Origin of the sequence: Halodesulfovibrio aestuarii DSM 17919 = ATCC 29578 (assembly GCF_000384815.1) — a bacterium.
GTDB classification, from domain to species: domain Bacteria; phylum Desulfobacterota; class Desulfovibrionia; order Desulfovibrionales; family Desulfovibrionaceae; genus Halodesulfovibrio; species Halodesulfovibrio aestuarii.
On sequence record NZ_ARQF01000021.1, the window covers coordinates 594,562 to 611,410 of the forward strand.

Here is a 16,849-nt window from a genome sequence, read left to right on the forward strand (position 1 = left end):
TGTGAACTTTGTTCTGCAATCTTCAGAACAAAAAATATATGATGGAATATGATGGCAACGAAAACAAGTTGCTGCTCAATAGGTTACTAATAGATTCAAGGTGGTAATATGAGTCAGAACGAGCCGGATAAGATTATTTATTCAATGGTTCGCGTGACAAAGCGTCACGGCCAGAAAGAGGTTCTTAAGAACATTTCTCTTTCATATTTTTATGGTGCAAAAATTGGTGTACTGGGTCTTAACGGTTCCGGTAAATCTTCTCTTCTTAAAGTTCTTGCCGGGGTAGATTCAGCATTTGAAGGAGAAACGCATGTTTCTCCCGGTTTTACTGTGGGCTATCTTGAACAGGAACCTCTGGTGGATGAAACACGTACTGTGCGTGAAGTCGTCGAAGAGGGTGTTGGTGATGTCATGTCTCTTATTAATGAGTTTAACGACATCAATGCTAAGTTTTCTGAACCTATGGAGCCAGAGGAAATGGATGCTCTTATTGAGCAGCAAGCTCAGGTTCAGGAGCAAATGGACGCGAAGGGCGCCTGGGATATTGATTCCCGTTTGCAAATGGCGATGGACGCCTTACGTTGTCCTCCTGCTGATACTCCGGTGAATGTAATCTCAGGTGGTGAGAAGCGTCGTGTAGCTTTATGTCGTCTGCTGTTGCAGAATCCGGATATTTTGCTTCTTGACGAACCTACCAACCATCTTGATGCAGAGTCTGTTGCGTGGCTTGAACGTTACCTGCAGAACTTCCCGGGTACAGTTATCGCTGTAACACATGACCGTTACTTCCTTGATAACGTTGCAGGCTGGATTCTGGAACTTGATCGTGGCCGTGGTATTCCTTGGAAAGGTAACTATTCCAGCTGGCTCGACCAGAAGCAGAAACGCCTTGCACAGGAAGAAAGGAAAGAATCTGAGCGCCAGAAGACGTTGCAGCGGGAACTTGAATGGATCCGTATGTCTCCTAAGGGCCGTCATTCCAAATCAAAAGCCCGTATCAGTGCATACGAATCTCTTGTTTCTCATGAGTCGGAAGCACATGCTAAAGACCTTGAAATTTACATTCCACCGGGACCACGCCTCGGTAAGCAGGTTATCGAGATGAAGGGTGTAACAAAGTCCCTTGGCGATAAACTGCTTGTGGAAGACATGAACTGCATTATTCCGGCAGGTGCTATTGTTGGTATCATCGGGCCTAACGGCGCCGGTAAATCAACTACCTTTAAGATGCTTATTGGTGAGGAAAGCCCAGACTCCGGTGAGGTTGTAGTCGGCGAAACTGTTCAGTTTGCTCATGTAGATCAGGGGCGTGATTCTCTTGAAGCTGGAAAAACTGTGTACGAAGTCATCTCGGGTGGTTACGAGACAGTAAAGCTTGGAACACAGGATGTTAACGCGCGTGCATACTGTTCTCGTTTTGGTATTACGGGTGCAGATCAGCAGAAGAAAGTTGATGTCCTTTCAGGTGGTGAGCGTAACCGGGTGCACCTTGCTCAGATTCTTAAATCTGGTGCAAACGTAATCTTACTTGACGAACCTACAAACGATCTCGACGTAAATACCATGCGTGCGCTTGAGGAAGCTCTTGAGAACTTCGCAGGCTCTGTGCTGGTTATCTCTCATGACCGTTGGTTCCTTGACCGTCTTGCGACGCATATCCTTGCTTTTGAAGGCGATTCTCAGGTTGTCTTCTTTGACGGAAACTACACCGAATACGAAGCTGACCGCAAAAAGCGTCTTGGCAAAGATGCGGATCAACCTCATCGTATTAAATACCGTAAGCTTACTCGATAGATAGCAGACTTTTGTACACTTCGTGCAAAATGTTTTTTAAAGCGAACTCATTTGAGTTCGCTTTTTCTTTGCTGATATACTGTTACGTCTCATCGTTTGTGCGCTAGCCCAACAGGGCTGTCTCGGCTACAGGAGTGAAAAGTTTTTCCGTTATCAGAGAAGAGTATAGCAAAAAAAAGCAGACTCATGTTTTGAGTCTGCTTTTTTTACTATTGTACCTGAATGTATGAGGTAACGGATCTAACCTTGGGGACAGCTCTGGCGTGTTGAATGATTTTTTGTTTCTCTTTTGTTGTTCCTACAATGCCTGTGAGGATAATGTTACATTGCACAACATCAGTAGAAACATTGGTTGACCAGATTTCTTTGTCGCCAATTAGTGCTTTTTTGAGTTGAGCATTCATGGTCAGGTTGTCTGTTGTTCCACAAAAATCTTGTTCATTTTTGAGAAGCAGATATGGCACAACTTCTTGAACGCCTTTTGTGTTACGTGCCGTAGAAATAGCAGTATTGCGTTGTGCAAGGGAATCTACTTCTCCTACTAGATATACCTTTCCATTGAATGTGTTGACGGATACGTCAAGTGCACTGATTGTTTTACTTTTTACCATTTTTTTGAGGATAGTGGTGGTGATAACAGTATCTGAATACTGCTCGCTGATATTGCGTTCATCAACAGCAGCGTTGTACACAGCACACCCTGACAGGGTGTAGCAAAGAGTAAGTACTACTGTAACGCAGAGTAGCTTCTTTAGCATATGTCTCTCCTGATGCTATGGGGAATTAACGGAAGCTTTTTCTGGCACGGGCAAGCCACGCAGTCAGGCGCGGTTCTACCCCTTGTTCTCGTTGCTGATAAAATTTGCGGCCTGCGAGATCGTCAGGAAGGTACTGCTGGGGAACATACCCTTCTGGATAATTGTGTGGGTACAGGTAGCCTTTTCCGTATCCCCACTCCTTCTGAAGTTTGGTAGAGGGGTTGCGTAAGTGCAGGGGCACAGGCTTGCGTCCATGTGTCCGTATCTCTTTTGCCGCGGCCAGATAGGCTGCATAGGCTGAATTACTTTTAGGAGCAAGAGCCAAATAGGTTGCAGTTTCGGCAAGCGGGATGAACCCTTCCGGCATACCTACAAACTCAACAGCTTGCTGACACGCAACGGCGAGCGGTAATGCGTTAGGGTCTGCAAGACCGACGTCCTCTGAGGCGGAAAGTATAAGCCTGCGACATACAAAACGAGGATCTTCTCCTCCTTCAAGCAGGCTTGCAAGGTAGTATAGGGCCGCATCAACATCACTGCCGCGGATAGCTTTAATCATAGCGGAGGCGAGCTCGTAGTGGCTGTCTCCGTTTTTGTCATGACGAGCAATAACGTCAGGGAGGGCTGCTTTTAACTGCTCCGGCTCTCTGGATTCGGGAGGAAGTAGAGCGATGTATTCCACAAGGTTTAGCATTGTGCGCGCATCACCATGAGCAATTCCTGCAACCATTTCGTAGACTGTTTCATCCAGTTCTACACCGCACGCCTCAGCACCTTTTTGAGCGAGTGCTTGAAGTGAAGTATTAGGCAGCGGTTTTAGTTTTAGGGTATGCAGTCTGGATAGTAATTGCCTTGTGACGCTGAAAGAAGGGTTCTCAGTCGTCGTGGCTATGAGTGTGATTTCGCCTGACTCCAAAATGGGAAGAAAAAAGTCCTGTTGGGCTTTAGAAAATCTATGGAGTTCATCTAAGACAAGAACTTCTACACCCTTGAGAGATTTGCGAAGTTGGGTAAGACCGGCTTCCGGTGCGCTTACTCGTAGCCAATTTAATCCGGTATGCTTGGCAAGCAAAAGTGCAAGTGTTGATTTTCCGCATCCCGGAGGGCCGAATAATAGCAGGCTGGGTAGCCTGTTCGCTTTTGTCAGCGCAGTAATGCGCGCGGAAAGGTGTTCCTGTCCTGAAAATTCTTCAAAAGAATTTGGGCGAATTTTGTCTGCAAGAGGTTGTTTCGCCTCCATAGACATCTCCTTGCTAACGTGCAGCATTGTTTACTTCACCTTTCCACCATGCAAGACCGAGACACAGCAAGGCTGCTGTTTCCCAGCGCAAAATTCTTTTTCCAAGGCTTACCGGTTGCACGCCTTGTCCTTTGAAATATTCAGCTTCTGCATCGGAGAAGCCGCCTTCCGGGCCGATGATAAATAATGTTTTTCCAGAAAGATCAAGTTGTTCTGAAGAAAGAACGTCAGACGGAGACTGACCTTCCCACAACATAAAAATATTGTCGAACTCTTCTGCGCGATTCATAACGCCTTTTGCGCCATCAGCAAACGTTTCGAGTTCAGGAATCCAAGGATTGTTGCATTGTTTGGCTCCAGCCAGCATTTGACCTTCCCAGCCTTCTTTCACCTCAACAGGGACTTTGGATTGAGACCTGTCTGCCTGCCAGAACCATATTCCAGCGGCACCGAACTCTACAGCTTTTTCGAAAATCCAGCCGCGACGAACGGATTTGCCCCAACCTATTGCAACATAGTGTTCTGCTTCTGGTTTCGGGTGCTGTATGACGTCCTGTTTTTCAATTGATACAGTATGCTTTGTCATATCACTAATGATAAAGGTGCCTTCACGCCCTTTGCCATCTAACAGACGAATACTGTCGCCTGTTCTCATGCGAAGTACTTTAATGGCGTGTTTTGCTTCTTGTCCTTCAAGCACGCAGTGCTCGTCCCATTTATCTGCTTCAAGAAAAAATGTTTTCATGAATTATTATCTCATTATTGTGTGTAGTGCCAAAGGGAATAAAAAAGGGAAGCCATACGGCTTCCCTTTTAATTTATTCACTTGGATGCAGCTTAGTCAACAAGCTTCATACGTGCTGTGCCACCTTTGTAGAATGGCAGCTCGGTTTTGGTTGCTTCAAGAGAGGTGCGAGCGCCTCTAACAAGGAATTTTTCGTTATCGGCAGCTTCAACTTTAACGTATGCTAATGCTACGGAGTGACCAACACTCGGGCAGTAAGAACCACTGGTAACATGGCCAACTTCTGTACCGTCTTCAAGAGTAACGGCATCGTGGTGGCGTGCAGACCGGCGACCCGGAATGGAAAGGGCAATAAGGAGTTCACTACCTTCACGATCTTTTCCCTTACCAATGTAGTCGGCTTCAGAACGGAGCATCCAGCCCATACCAGAAGCAGCAGGTGAATGGACTGTATCGAGATCCTGACCGTAGAGCGGAAGACCAACTTCAAGACGAAGCGTATCTCGTGCACCAAGGCCAGCTGGTTCAACTTCTTCCTGCGCCATGAGGGCTTCCCAAAGTGCGACTGCGTTTTCGGAAGGAAGGTAGAATTCGTAGCCGAGTTCTCCAGTGTAGCCGGTACGGCTGATAATGAGCGGCTGTCCGTTGAATTCTACGGTGCGGAAGTTGAAGTATTTGAGGTCACGCAAAGAACTGTCGAATATTTTTTCAAGCACTTCATAAGATTTTGGTCCCTGAAGGTCGATCTTCGCAGTCTGGTCAGACATATTCTCAAGCGTAAGGTGCTCTGGAAGGTGGTCTTTAATCCAGGAAAAGTCGCTTGCGATGCATGCAGCGTTAACTACAAGCATGTACTCGTCTTCTTCAAGACAGTACACAATAAGGTCGTCACGGATGCCGCCTTCTTTGTTCAACAAGAAACCGTAACCACATTTTCCGGGAGCAAGTTTGTCCAGATTATGTGTAACAATTTTAGAGAGAGCTTCACGGGCGCCTTCGCCTACGAGACCAAATTCACCCATATGGCAGATGTCATAAATGGATGCCTGCTCACGGCAGTGAGTGTGCTCAGCGATGATGCCTGTGTACTGGATTGGCATTTCCCATCCGGCAAACGGAGCCATTTTGGCACCAGCTGCTTTATGCCAAGCGGTAAGTGGGGTTTGTAAAAGTTCAGACACAGCATGTCCTCCCGAATCTGGTTAAAGTGTTGTTGTTTTGTGGTTGTTATTAAGGGCCGAAACCCTCAATAGATTTGTTTCGAGATTTGCGGATTGCTTTAATGTCGTCAAGCAGGGAGACCAGTTTGCCGTATTCTTTTTTTATGCTGAGTCCGTACTCAGAGAGGTCGTCATCACGTTTCATGATGTAGTTTCGGCACAAATAACGATCATTTAAGATAGCCTCTGTGATGCTGATCATGGAAGCAACCAACTCATCGAAATATGTTGTAATATCAAATTTTAATTCTTTTAGAATGTAAACGGCTTGTTGAACCATTTTGGCGTACGGGATTTTCTCGCCCTTGATTTTACGTTTTTTCAATCGTTCAAGAACCATTAGTTTTCGGGCTTGCTGAATGTAGTTATAGCGAAGCTGTACGTCTAAATAGAGATTTTTGTGTCTTTCGAATGATTCTTCGTTGTCAGGATCAAGCAGATATCCATCAAGGATTTTTACGACATTTGCATAGAATTCATCGGAATAGCTGATGATGCGACGTTGGTGTTTCGATAACCACGAATATAAAAACTTGAGACGTTTCTCTTCAGTATCGGTGTTTTCAACGAGTTCTATCCGTTTATAGGTAATGTGCCCGATATACTCACCGCGTACGATATCGTTTAAACGCAGAATCATGTTTGTTGTATCTTTAATGATATTAAGGTCATCAACGGAACGGCCAGTGATCGGGTGGATAACTTCCTGTTTTGCCACAGAAAGTGCACGCTCTTGTCGAACGTTTTCCGGGTTAAATTTATGCTGTGTATATGTAACGCGCAAAATTACAACATGACGTTTTCTGTCAACAAAGAAACCGCCTTCTTCGAGTTGGCGGATTACCTCAGACTGGTCTTCGTCAACCTGCACTAAAGCAATTTTTTCTACAGTAGGGTAGCGTCTTTTTTTTGTGGCAGAAGAAATAGTGGTGATAACCCTGTCTGTCTGTCCCAGTACACGAACCATGAATTTTTCACCAGCCTTATGTAATCGGCGGGAGAATAAAGCGCTTGAGGTCCTGCGTTCGGAACAAATGGTGAAGCCGTAAAGCTCCATGAGATACTGATATACAAATAGCCTATTTTGCTCGTATTTCGTGTGGTTCCCAACTTCAAATTTTTTAGCTCGGAGTCCAAACCGTTTGATCTCTGGATCAAGGTCAGAAGGGAAGGAGCCGTATACACCTGCTAAGTGGAAGAAGCCGGACGAATCGAGTGCGAGAACGTGCGCTCTGTCCATTTCAAGAATGTACGGGAGTAGCTGCGGATAGTAATCTAAGACAGAAGTGTCGACTTTGCCGAATTCTTGTTTAAACAACTCATGCAGTTTTCGGGGGATACGGTTCTGAATTGTTTCAACATTTTGCTCAATAGTACAGTTTTCCAATGGGCAGGCGTAACCGTCGGCTTTAAACGTAACGTCCATTAGCGAGTGCAAAATATCAAATTGAAATATCTCTGAAAAATATTGTAGTTCACGCTCAAAGGCTACCAGCGAAAAGCCAGGCAGGTCTTTGTATTCAAAAAAATCGCTTTCGAATGAAGGGAGCAGTTCTCCGCGCTCAACAAGGGGATAGTCGGCATTTTCAAAAAAAGGTCGCAACAGACATTGTGTAATCTGTACGGCATCAAGAAAAGTTTTAAGCTCCGAAAGAGTAGTGATGCTTATAGGTTCACTAAATGAAAAAGTGTCTTTCCATGGTAACCCGCATTCGCGGAAGGCATTTTTCCAGAGTTTTTGCATTGGCAGTTGGCTGGCTATTGTTAAAAGAGGTAAAATAAAAGTGCTAGCAAGAGCCCTATGTGCTTGGTAACCATCGCATACTATTTTTTTTTCTAAAAAAACTCTAGCATTTCATAGAAAAAAACCTGTACTCTCATTGCTTGGCGTCCTATTAAAAAAATGATAATAAATTCTGAGGGCTTCATCTTTATAAAGATCCATAAGGGCTAGCCGTAAAGATGTCGCCTGATTTACTGTATACGCAATATCCGTTATAGAGTGTTGCGCTGCAAGGTTTTACTTTGTGTTTGCGCAAATCATAATATTTTACTGGGTTATATTGGATGAATACAACCGCTTGTTATGAAAGAATTTTAGGCATTATTTGTAGTGTCTTCGACGCATACTCTGCCGTGCTGATTATGCCGGATCGCTCCGGTAATCACTTCTCTGTGGCCAGCAGTTTTAGTCTTGGTGATATGGTAAATAAGAAAGAGACGTTCTCTGCTGGAACTGGGAAAGGCCTCGTTGGGTGGATCATTAGCAATGAAGCACCAATGCTGGTTAACGACTTTGATACCAGACAATACAACTTGGGGTATTATGCGCAGAATGAAGAAACTAAAATTAAGGCCTTTATGGGGGTGCCTCTTAAAAATGGTGCCGGGGTGTTGTGTTTAGACAGTAAAAGACAGTATTCATTTTCGAGTAAGGATCAGAAAATTCTACAACTGTTCGGGGAACTAGTGTACGAGGTGCATTCCCGTTCTTTTGTTGTTGAAGAGCAGGTTAATTTGTCGCAGCAATACCATTGTTTGCAGGTTATTTATTCATTGCGTAATCACTTGAAAAAATGGGACTCTTTTTTGTCTAAGTTCTTAGTCCTTCTTTCAGACACCTCGCATTTTGAATATTGTAGTTTGGCAACACGGGATGAGGGCGGTCAAAATTATCATATTGAAGGTGAAAATTATCAACTGCTACAGGGTGAAGTGGAAGAGATTCCATACGGTAGCGGATTGGTTGGATGGGTGTTTAAAAATAGCACGCCTTTCTTTGTGGAAGGCGGCAAAGCTGCAAGTCAAACTTCTCCATTATATGGCAAGAAAAAGGGTGTGCCCCAGTTTGTCAGCGTGATATGTATTCCGCTGGAAATAGGTGGTATGACTCGAGGTGTTTTAACGCTTGCGAGTGAAACGTCTAAAGTGATCCCTGAGGAGCTTAAGACGTTTTGCCAGATGGCTTCAGAGCATCTTTCATTATTTTTGGAGAATTTGTATCTACGCAGCAAACTGTATGAGGCGCATCGACAGGTTGATGACCTGCAGCGCGCTGCAGCTTACGAACATGAGAATGAAGCTCTTTTTTCATTTTCATCTAAGACCCAAGAGAGCGAATAAATGCTGGGAAAACTCTTGAGCATGTTCGGAAAAGATCTGGCTATGGATCTTGGAACTGCTAATACGCTTCTATATACAAAAAAAGACGGTATCGTGCTTAATGAACCGTCAGTTGTTGCGATTGATGTTGAACGCAACAGCGTGCTTGCCGTCGGGCGTGAAGCGAAAGAATTTCTTGGTCGTACACCTCAGCGTATCCGTGCAATCCGTCCTATGAAGGATGGTGTCATTGCGGATTTTGAGGTTACCAAGCAAATGATTTCATATTTTATTAAAAAGGTTATCACCGGCTTTAGCCTTGTGAAGCCGAATATTGTTATCTGTGTGCCTACTGGTATTACTCAGGTTGAAAAGCGTGCTGTAATTGAATCTGCTCAACAGGCAGGCGCTCGAGATGTAAAACTTGTAGAAGAACCGATGGCTGCGGCAATCGGGGCTGCTCGTCCTATTCACCAACCGGTTGGAACCATGGTTGTTGATATTGGCGGTGGTACTACAGAAGTTGCAATCATCTCTTTATCTGCAATTGCCTACGCTGAATCAGTCCGTGTGGCTGGTGACGCGCTTAATAATGCCGTGCAAAGATATTTTCAGGAAGAGTTTCAGCTTCTTGTCGGGGAAAATCAGGCCGAGAAAGTTAAAATGACTATTGGCTCCGCTTTCCCTTTACCGGAGCCTTTGGTCATGACTGTGCCCGGTAAGGACATTGTTTCAGGGACTCCAACTTCTGTCGAAGTGACTGACGAAGATATTCGTATTGCACTTTCTGAATCAGTAAGAGCAATAGTTTTTGCGGTTCGTAAAGCGCTTGAAAAAACTCCCCCTGAGCTTGCAAGCGATATTGCTGAACACGGCTTGCTGTTAGCTGGTGGTGGCGCGTTGCTTAAAGGGCTTAATGAGCTTATTATGCAAGAGACTGGTTTGCAGGTTGTTATTGATGAGGACCCGCTTACCACGGTCGTTCGAGGGACTGGCAAGACGCTGGAAGATCGAGCTAAGTTCTCGGATGTATATATAAACTAACTTACTAAGGCGACCAACGGTCGCCTTTTTCTCTTGGAAAATACAATGGATTTACAAAAGCTGTTACCGCAAGTTCGTTCTGCTGTTATTGAGTCTGGTGCTCTTATCAGGGAAGCATGGGATAAGCCGCGAAAGGTTCGCTATAAAGGGCGGATTGATCTCGTAACTGAAACAGATGTTGCGGTCGAGAATGATGTGAAGGCTCGACTTGCAACAATTCTTCCTGAAGCAACCTTTCTTGCTGAAGAAAGTGCTGCCGAGGCTCCTTTGAATGAGCTTACCTGGGTTATCGACCCGATTGACGGAACAACAAACTTTACGCATCAAGTGCCGTTTGTTTGTACGTCTGTAGGACTTTGGCATAATGGTCGAATTGTGTTGGGAGTTATTAACGCTCCGATCATGAATGAGTGTTTTTACTCTGTGGCAGGTGGCGGTGCATGGTGTAATGATAAGCAGATTTTCGTAACAAAAAACGATAATCTCGAGAACTCGCTGGTTGCAACCGGTTTCCCGTATACGATTGCAGAAGATGCTGATGATATCACTGATCGTTTGCGCCGAGTGTTAAAAGCGTCACAGGGGATTCGCCGTTTAGGCGCAGCCGCGCTGGATCTGGCGTATCTTGCAGCTGGCCGTTTTGATGTGTTCTATGAGAAGGGGCTGAAGCCTTGGGATACTGCTGCTGGCTGGTTGCTTGTGAATGAAGCGGGCGGTTGGGTGACAGAATACGATGCTTCGAGAGATTTTTCTTTATATTCACCAAATATTCTGGCGAGCAATACGCTTTTGCATGCGCAGATGTCGAAATTAATGTAGCAATTCAGATCGTAAAATATATATGGTCATATCGAGTCTGTAAAAATGATATTTTCGCGTATGGCCCATTTTAGGATAGACGTGAGCAGGTCTGGAAAGTGTTCATAGAGTGATTGCAATTCTTCTGCATCAACATAGAGTCCATCCTGAACTTCTTCTGGGTTCGGAGTAATCGTACGTGCCCCGATGTTGGCAGAGTAAATAGAACTCCACAGGGTTGCATCATCTATACGTACTTGCTGTGAGTTTTTATAATGTAAAGATATAGAAGTCAGGTTGAGTTCTTTGAGCAGCACTCTTTCGGCAGATGCTTCAAGTGCTTCATTTGCAGCTACGTGTGTTGCGGCAGAGATATCCCACATTCCGGGCGCTAATGTTTTATTATCAGCTCGCCGTTGCAGGAAAAATTTCCCTTGTTTGTTATATATAAAAACGAAGACAGATTTCATTGCAAGACGCTGTGCATGCGCTGTTGCTGAGGGTACGACCATGAGTGGTTTGCCACAGCTGTCTACAACTTCAATATGACGTCCGTGAGAAGCGGCATCATCGGTGGAAGTATTTGGATAAATAATGTCTGACATGTTTGCTAAGATAGGGCCGTTGGAAGCTGATGAATATGTTTTTTTTCGTTTAGAGAAAAAAGATAGCGCAGAAGTGGCGGCACTTGAGAAAAAATGTTTTTCAACGCCTTGGACTGAAAAAGAGTTTAGTCTTTCCTTTGACCAGAAGATTTTTGAAGTCTTCGGTTTGAAGAAAAATGATATATTAGTGGCGTATATTGCTATGTACCATACAGAGGATGAGTTGGAAATATTAAACATAGCCACGGACCCGAAACATAGACGAAATGGTGCAGGAAAACGGTTACTTGCTCTTATGCTTTGCATTGGGCAAAAATTAGGTATACAACAGGCGTTTCTCGAAGTGCGCAGAACCAATATTCCTGCCATCAATCTTTATGAACAGATGTGCTTCTCTCAAATTGGGGTGCGAAAAAAATATTATAAAGACACCGGTGAGGACGCGTTACTATATAAATGTAACCTTGCGGATCTCTCCGATTGTCTGTGCTAAGTAAGGAGTAATGACTCATGAAAAAGCTTATGGCTGCAAACTGGAAAATGTTCAAAACTGCTCAGGACGCTAAAGAAACCGCAGCGGAGCTCGTTGAACTTGTTGGTGAGCTTTCTGAAGACAGAGAAGTTGTTGTGTTCCCTCCGTTCACGGCTCTGCATGCCGCAGGCGGAGTGTTCTCTCAACATGAAGGCTACTCTTTTGGTGGGCAGAATGTTTGTGCAGCCCTCGAAGGTGCATTTACTGGTGAAATTTCTCCACTAATGCTTAAAGATGCCGGTTGTACTTGGGTTCTCACAGGTCACTCCGAACGCCGTGCTCTTTTTGGCGAAACCAGCGAACAAGTTGGCGAAAAAACAACTTTTGCACTGAATAACGGTCTTAATGTTTGCCTTTGCATTGGTGAGACTCTTGAAGAGCGTGAAGCTGGTAAGCTTGAAGCAGTTATTTCTGAACAGCTTGAAAAAGGTCTTGCAACTATTCCTGATGTAGCTCCTGAATGCCTTGCTGTTGCGTACGAGCCTGTTTGGGCTATCGGTACCGGCAAAGTTGCTGGTCCTGAAGAGATTGTAGAAGCTCATGCGATTGTTCGTGCTAAACTTCTTGATATTTTGAAAGGAAAAGCTAATACTACCCGCGTTCTTTATGGCGGAAGTGTTAAGCCAGAAAATGCTACTCAGATCATTGCACTTGACAATGTTGACGGTGTCTTGGTAGGAGGCGCTTCCTTGAAGGCTGAAAGCTTCAGCAAAATTGTTACTGCTTAGCAACCGATTCGGATTGATATAGCTCTTAGGAGGACGTTTCGTGGAAACCTTGATTCTGACCCTGCACGTTGTGGTCTGTCTTGCACTCATTTTGCTTGTTCTTTTACAGGCTGGTAAAGAGGGCATGGGTGTTATCTTTGGAGGCGGCAACCAGTCTGCTTTTGGCGGCGCTGGTGCAGGCGGTCTTCTTGTGAAAGTTACTGCAACACTTGCAGCAATCTTTTTCATTACTTCTTTGAGCTACAACTACATCGCCAGTGATCATACTTCTGATGATTCAACCATCATGAATATCCAGATTGAGCAAAAAGCCCAGCCTAGCCCAGATCAGGCTGTCGAGCAGAAAGCTCAGCCTAGTTCTGATAAGACTAACGATAAGTAGATAATGCGCGTTTAGCGCTTCCTCAGTAACGCTTGCGTTACATGCCCAGGTGGTGGAATTGGTAGACACGCTATCTTGAGGGGGTAGTGGGCCACGCCCGTGGGAGTTCGAGTCTCCCCCTGGGCACCATGAAATTAAAGGGATCGAAGAAAATATTTCTTCGATCCCCTTTTTTATTTGTTTTGAGGGAAAGGCAATAAAAAAGCCCGCTTACGCGGGCAGTTATTTTATTATTCAGCTTCGTTTCGTAAGTCGAACACTCGCTTGGCTTTGCCTTGTGAGCGTTCAATGGATCTGGGTTCAACGAGACGTACTTTAGTGGAAACACCAAGGAATTCCTTAATTGTTTTTTGAATACGCATTTCAATCTGCTGGAGATTTTTAATGGCATCAGAAAAGAGGGTCTCATCAATTTCAACCTGAACTTCAACAGTATCAAGATTGCCCTGACGTTTGACGATAATCTGGTAATGTGGAGACGCTCCTTCAGTTTCAAGAATGATGGATTCAATTTGTGAAGGAAATACGTTAACACCACGAATGATGAGCATGTCATCACTGCGTCCTGTAATACGGTTCATGCGAACATGAGTGCGGCCACATTTACATGGAGTGTAGTTCAAAGAAGTTATGTCGCGTGTTCTGTAACGAATAAGCGGGATACCTTCTTTGGTTAACGTGGTGATTACCAGTTCACCTGTTTCACCTGCCGGTAGTTGTTCACCAGTTACTGGATCGATAATTTCTGGCAGGAAGTGGTCTTCAAAAATATGCATGCCGTCTTTGGCAACTGCACATTCAATAGATACGCCAGGCCCCATGATTTCAGAGAGACCATAAATGTTTACAGCGTCAATGCCCATTTTCTTCTGCAGGTCATTACGCATTTCGTCCGACCACGGTTCTGCACCGAAAATGCCGACACGTAGTGGAAGATCGCGCATGTCAATTCCCGCCTGCTGTGCTGCTTCGTGTAGAACCAGACCGTAGGATGGGGTACTGCAGATTACTGTGGCCCCGAAGTCCTTCATGAGTGAGACTTGACGTTTTGTACCGCCACCGGAAATAGGAATAACTGTTGCGCCAAGACGTTCTGCGCCATAATGGACGCCTAACCCACCAGTAAATAATCCGTATCCGTAGGAGTTGTGGATAAAGTCACTGCGGTCTGCTCCGGCTGCCATAAAAGAGCGTGCCATAAGTTCCGCCCAGTTATTCACATCGCGTTGAGTGTATCCTACTACAGTTGCTTTACCTGTGGTACCGCTGGAAGCATGAAGGCGGACAATATTCTCTTTTGGAACAGCAAAAAGTCCAAACGGGTAGTTGTCACGTAGATCCTGCTTCTCAGTAAACGGGAGTTTAGCCAAGTCGCTGAGGCTTTTGATATCGGCAGGAGTAATTCCTGCCTTGATAAACTGTTCGCGATAGTGAGGAACATTTGCGTACACTCGTTCACAGAGGTTCTGTAGCCGGCGTAATTGAATTGCTTCTAACTCTTCACGAGGCAGTGTTTCTTGCTCAACATTAAAAATCATACATGACTCCTGATACAATAAGAATAAAATAACTACACGGTTCAGGGGGGATATGAGGCTAGCGAGTTCGTATACCTGTCGCCTCCTGAATCTTTTGGACCTAGTCAGCTTGCTGACTATATATGTACGTGCAACCATAGGAAATGCACCATAATCGGGAGGCGGGTCAAGTCTGTTTCTCAAAATTGTCATTTTTAATGGAAATTCTCTTCCTCTTGTTAATTGCGTATAGACCGTAAATGACGTAGGAAGGTGCAGGATTATTAGACTGGTAAAGTCGGAGACGTGTTTCTACTGACATTACCGGAAGAGACTTTATTATTTCTTTGCAGCGCCAGATGCTGTGAATAAATTAAAATTATAAGCATTGCATGTGCTGCGCGCAGTGGTCTAAGCTTAGGCTGCAAAATTAAAGCGTAGCACCAACGAGTGGATGAAAAAAATGATTGAAAAAAAATACAGCACTGTTTCTTCTCAGGAAAAAGTAGCTAAAATTATTGAATGGCTTGAAGCTAAAAAAGCTACCAATGTCGTTGTTCTTGATCTTGAAGGTGTTAACTCTTTTACTGACGCAGTGGTGATTGCTACTGCTAAATCTGTTCGTCAGGCAAAAGCGTTAGCAGACGAAGTTTCTATGCGCGCTAAAGGCGAAAATTACGAGCACATGCGTGTAGAGGGTAAAGATAACGCTCAGTGGGTTCTTGTTGACCTTAACGATGTTATTGTGAATATCTTCCAAGAAGATGTTCGTGACTCTTTCAATTTGGAAAGTCTCTGGGCCGACGCTAAAGTTTTATATAAATCTGAAGCTGAATAGGAATGAGCACCATGACACCAACCCTTTTGTTGATTCTTGATGGTTGGGGCATTGCTCCTGCAGGAGAAGGGAACGCAATTTCTCTTGCGAATACACCTAACCTTGATCATTTAGTTGCTGATTATCCGATGTCCCGTCTCGCTTGTTCCGGTCGTGCTGTTGGGCTTCCGGAAGGCTTTATGGGAAACTCTGAAGTCGGGCACATGAATATCGGTGCAGGTCGGATTGTATATCAGGATATGACGCTTATTGATGTTGCACTTGAAGAAGACAAGTTCCAGAAGAACCTTGTTCTTAATAATGTTATGACGTCAGCAAAAGCGAAGGGTGGGACAGTCCATTTGATGGGCCTTCTTTCCGATGGTGGTGTTCATAGCCATATTAGGCATTTGATTGCGTTGCTTGAAATGGCGAAAGTCATCGATGTTGATGTTTGTGTGCACGTGTTCCTTGACGGCCGTGACACCTCTCCTACAAGCGGGCTTGGTTTTGTAAAACAGCTTCTTGAAGCGATTGATCGAATCGGTGCAGGTCGTATTGCATCTATTTCTGGTCGTTATTACGCGATGGATCGTGATAAGCGCTGGGATCGTAACCAGCTTGCATGGGATTGTTTTGTGCATGGCAAGGCTAGAATCGCAACTGATCCATTGAAAGCTATTCAGGATTCCTATGATGAAGGAATCACAGATGAATTCTTTGTACCGACATCAATTATTGAGCAGGGCGGTGAGCCAACTGTAATGAAAGATGGCGATTCTGTTTTTATGTTCAACTTCAGGGCAGATCGTATGCGCCAAATGGCACAGGCTATGTGTACTGATAGCTTTGCCAATTTTGAACGGGGCAATTTCCCTAAATTATCCGCGCTTGCTTCTATGACTTGCTACGAACGAGCTTTTGGCTTTCCTGTTGCATTTGCTAAAGATGACTGTCCGGATCCTTTAGGAGAAGTTGTCTCAAAGCTAGGTGTTAAGCAGCTTCGCATTGCAGAGACTGAAAAGTATGCTCATGTGACGTACTTCTTTAACTGTGGTCGTGAAGAGCCCTTTGAGAATGAAGATAGAGAACTGATTAGTTCACCTCGAGATGTGGCCACATACGATTTGAAGCCACAAATGAGTGTTGAAGAAGTTACAGATAAACTTCTTACTGCGATTGCTTCGAAAGAATATTCTTTGATTGTCTGTAATTTTGCTAACTTGGACATGGTTGGCCACACTGGAATTATTGATGCTGCAATCAAAGCGTGTGAAGCCGTCGATGTATGTGTAGGCAAGGTTATCAATGCTGTTCGAAGTAACGGCGGTAGAGCTTTGGTTACTGCTGACCATGGCAACGCAGAAGAGTTGCTTAACGCAGCTGGTAAAACGCATACTGCACACACTACCAATCCTGTTCCGATAGTTCTTGTTGATGAGAACGCTTCTTTGAAGCTTCGCGAAGAGGGTAAATTAGGTGATATTGCACCAACTATTCTTGATCTGTGGAATATTGAGCAGCCTGCTGCGATGAACGGAACAAGTCTTATTTGTAAGGACTAAGC

Annotated in this window: 16 protein-coding genes and 1 tRNA gene; 10 read left to right on the forward strand and 7 right to left on the reverse strand. The window is 44.6% G+C overall.

Going from position 1 to position 16,849, the window contains the following annotated elements; genetic code table 11:
* Window positions 1-108: 108 nt before the first annotated feature.
* Window positions 109-1,794, forward strand: coding sequence for an energy-dependent translational throttle protein EttA (gene ettA / locus F461_RS0113630; RefSeq protein ID WP_020001716.1), 1,686 nt, complete (start codon window positions 109-111; stop codon window positions 1,792-1,794).
* Window positions 1,795-2,003: 209 nt separating this feature from the next.
* Here the strand turns inward: ettA and F461_RS0113635 are convergent, their stop codons facing one another.
* From F461_RS0113635 to F461_RS0113655, 5 genes are all read right to left on the reverse strand, one after another.
* Window positions 2,004-2,552 carry a BON domain-containing protein gene (locus tag F461_RS0113635; protein WP_020001717.1) on the reverse strand — a complete coding sequence of 183 codons (549 nt, stop codon included), beginning with the start codon at window positions 2,550-2,552 and terminating at the stop codon, window positions 2,004-2,006.
* Window positions 2,553-2,577: 25 nt separating this feature from the next.
* Window positions 2,578-3,792 (reverse strand): replication-associated recombination protein A, encoded by a 1,215-nt coding sequence (locus tag F461_RS0113640; RefSeq protein WP_020001718.1) that lies wholly within the window; start codon window positions 3,790-3,792, stop codon window positions 2,578-2,580.
* A gap of 13 nt (window positions 3,793-3,805) precedes the next feature.
* On the reverse strand, window positions 3,806-4,537 hold the full coding sequence (locus tag F461_RS0113645) for a 16S rRNA (uracil(1498)-N(3))-methyltransferase (protein WP_020001719.1): 732 nt from the start codon (window positions 4,535-4,537) through the stop codon (window positions 3,806-3,808).
* 92 nt (window positions 4,538-4,629) lie between these two features.
* Window positions 4,630-5,718, reverse strand: a complete 1,089-nt coding sequence (gene gcvT, locus F461_RS0113650; protein WP_020001720.1) for a glycine cleavage system aminomethyltransferase GcvT — start codon at window positions 5,716-5,718, stop codon at window positions 4,630-4,632.
* A 49-nt stretch (window positions 5,719-5,767) separates the two neighbouring features.
* Window positions 5,768-7,501 carry a hypothetical protein gene (locus tag F461_RS0113655; protein ID WP_020001721.1) on the reverse strand — a complete coding sequence of 578 codons (1,734 nt, stop codon included), beginning with the start codon at window positions 7,499-7,501 and terminating at the stop codon, window positions 5,768-5,770.
* 323 nt (window positions 7,502-7,824) lie between these two features.
* Between F461_RS0113655 and F461_RS0113660 the strand changes: the two genes are divergently transcribed.
* The 3 genes from F461_RS0113660 to F461_RS0113670 are packed head-to-tail and all read left to right on the forward strand — an operon-like array spanning window position 7,825 to window position 10,722.
* Window positions 7,825-8,880 (forward strand): GAF domain-containing protein, encoded by a 1,056-nt coding sequence (locus tag F461_RS0113660; RefSeq protein WP_020001722.1) that lies wholly within the window; start codon window positions 7,825-7,827, stop codon window positions 8,878-8,880.
* Window positions 8,881-9,903 carry a rod shape-determining protein gene (gene mreB / locus F461_RS0113665; protein ID WP_020001723.1) on the forward strand — a complete coding sequence of 341 codons (1,023 nt, stop codon included), beginning with the start codon at window positions 8,881-8,883 and terminating at the stop codon, window positions 9,901-9,903. It begins immediately after the preceding gene.
* A 45-nt stretch (window positions 9,904-9,948) separates the two neighbouring features.
* A complete protein-coding gene (locus F461_RS0113670; protein ID WP_020001724.1) occupies window positions 9,949-10,722 on the forward strand; it encodes an inositol monophosphatase family protein in 774 nt (257 codons plus the stop codon).
* A gap of 26 nt (window positions 10,723-10,748) precedes the next feature.
* Here F461_RS0113670 and F461_RS17965 read toward each other — a convergent pair whose 3' ends face one another.
* On the reverse strand, window positions 10,749-11,306 hold the full coding sequence (locus tag F461_RS17965) for an NUDIX hydrolase (protein WP_020001725.1): 558 nt from the start codon (window positions 11,304-11,306) through the stop codon (window positions 10,749-10,751).
* A gap of 19 nt (window positions 11,307-11,325) precedes the next feature.
* Here F461_RS17965 and rimI point away from each other — a divergent pair, with 19 nt between their 5' ends.
* The 4 genes from rimI (at window position 11,326) to F461_RS0113695 (ending at window position 13,077) form a co-directional block, all read left to right on the forward strand.
* A complete protein-coding gene (gene rimI / locus F461_RS0113680; protein WP_026364773.1) occupies window positions 11,326-11,799 on the forward strand; it encodes a ribosomal protein S18-alanine N-acetyltransferase in 474 nt (157 codons plus the stop codon).
* A gap of 17 nt (window positions 11,800-11,816) precedes the next feature.
* On the forward strand, window positions 11,817-12,566 hold the full coding sequence (tpiA, locus tag F461_RS0113685) for a triose-phosphate isomerase (protein WP_020001727.1): 750 nt from the start codon (window positions 11,817-11,819) through the stop codon (window positions 12,564-12,566).
* Window positions 12,567-12,606: 40 nt separating this feature from the next.
* A complete protein-coding gene (gene secG, locus F461_RS0113690; protein ID WP_020001728.1) occupies window positions 12,607-12,948 on the forward strand; it encodes a preprotein translocase subunit SecG in 342 nt (113 codons plus the stop codon).
* A gap of 43 nt (window positions 12,949-12,991) precedes the next feature.
* Window positions 12,992-13,077 (forward strand) — tRNA-Leu (locus F461_RS0113695).
* A gap of 101 nt (window positions 13,078-13,178) precedes the next feature.
* On the opposite strand, the gene F461_RS0113700 is transcribed toward F461_RS0113695, so the two are convergent.
* On the reverse strand, window positions 13,179-14,486 hold the full coding sequence (locus F461_RS0113700; RefSeq protein ID WP_020001729.1) for a phenylacetate--CoA ligase family protein: 1,308 nt from the start codon (window positions 14,484-14,486) through the stop codon (window positions 13,179-13,181).
* Window positions 14,487-14,928: 442 nt separating this feature from the next.
* On the opposite strand from F461_RS0113700, the gene rsfS reads away from it, so the two are divergent.
* Window positions 14,929-15,303, forward strand: coding sequence for a ribosome silencing factor (gene rsfS / locus F461_RS0113705; RefSeq protein ID WP_020001730.1), 375 nt, complete (start codon window positions 14,929-14,931; stop codon window positions 15,301-15,303).
* 2 nt (window positions 15,304-15,305) lie between these two features.
* Entirely contained in the window at window positions 15,306-16,847 is a 1,542-nt protein-coding gene (gene gpmI, locus F461_RS0113710) for a 2,3-bisphosphoglycerate-independent phosphoglycerate mutase (protein WP_235633749.1), read from the forward strand.
* The last annotated feature ends 2 nt before the right edge of the window (window positions 16,848-16,849 follow it).

Excerpts from the sequence above, each read along its gene's own strand:
- ettA (WP_020001716.1), top strand. The coding sequence starts at position 109 with ATGAGTCAGAACGAGCCGGATAAGATTATTTATTCAATGGTTCGCGTG.
- F461_RS0113635 (WP_020001717.1), bottom strand. The coding sequence starts at position 2,552 with ATGCTAAAGAAGCTACTCTGCGTTACAGTAGTACTTACTCTTTGCTAC.
- F461_RS0113640 (WP_020001718.1), bottom strand. The coding sequence starts at position 3,792 with ATGGAGGCGAAACAACCTCTTGCAGACAAAATTCGCCCAAATTCTTTT.
- F461_RS0113645 (WP_020001719.1), bottom strand. The coding sequence starts at position 4,537 with ATGAAAACATTTTTTCTTGAAGCAGATAAATGGGACGAGCACTGCGTG.
- F461_RS0113655 (WP_020001721.1), bottom strand. The coding sequence starts at position 7,501 with ATGCAAAAACTCTGGAAAAATGCCTTCCGCGAATGCGGGTTACCATGG.
- F461_RS0113660 (WP_020001722.1), top strand. The coding sequence starts at position 7,825 with ATGAATACAACCGCTTGTTATGAAAGAATTTTAGGCATTATTTGTAGT.
- mreB (WP_020001723.1), top strand. The coding sequence starts at position 8,881 with ATGCTGGGAAAACTCTTGAGCATGTTCGGAAAAGATCTGGCTATGGAT.
- F461_RS0113670 (WP_020001724.1), top strand. The coding sequence starts at position 9,949 with ATGGATTTACAAAAGCTGTTACCGCAAGTTCGTTCTGCTGTTATTGAG.
- F461_RS17965 (WP_020001725.1), bottom strand. The coding sequence starts at position 11,306 with ATGTCAGACATTATTTATCCAAATACTTCCACCGATGATGCCGCTTCT.
- tpiA (WP_020001727.1), top strand. The coding sequence starts at position 11,817 with ATGAAAAAGCTTATGGCTGCAAACTGGAAAATGTTCAAAACTGCTCAG.
- F461_RS0113700 (WP_020001729.1), bottom strand. The coding sequence starts at position 14,486 with ATGATTTTTAATGTTGAGCAAGAAACACTGCCTCGTGAAGAGTTAGAA.
- rsfS (WP_020001730.1), top strand. The coding sequence starts at position 14,929 with ATGATTGAAAAAAAATACAGCACTGTTTCTTCTCAGGAAAAAGTAGCT.
- gpmI (WP_235633749.1), top strand. The coding sequence starts at position 15,306 with ATGAGCACCATGACACCAACCCTTTTGTTGATTCTTGATGGTTGGGGC.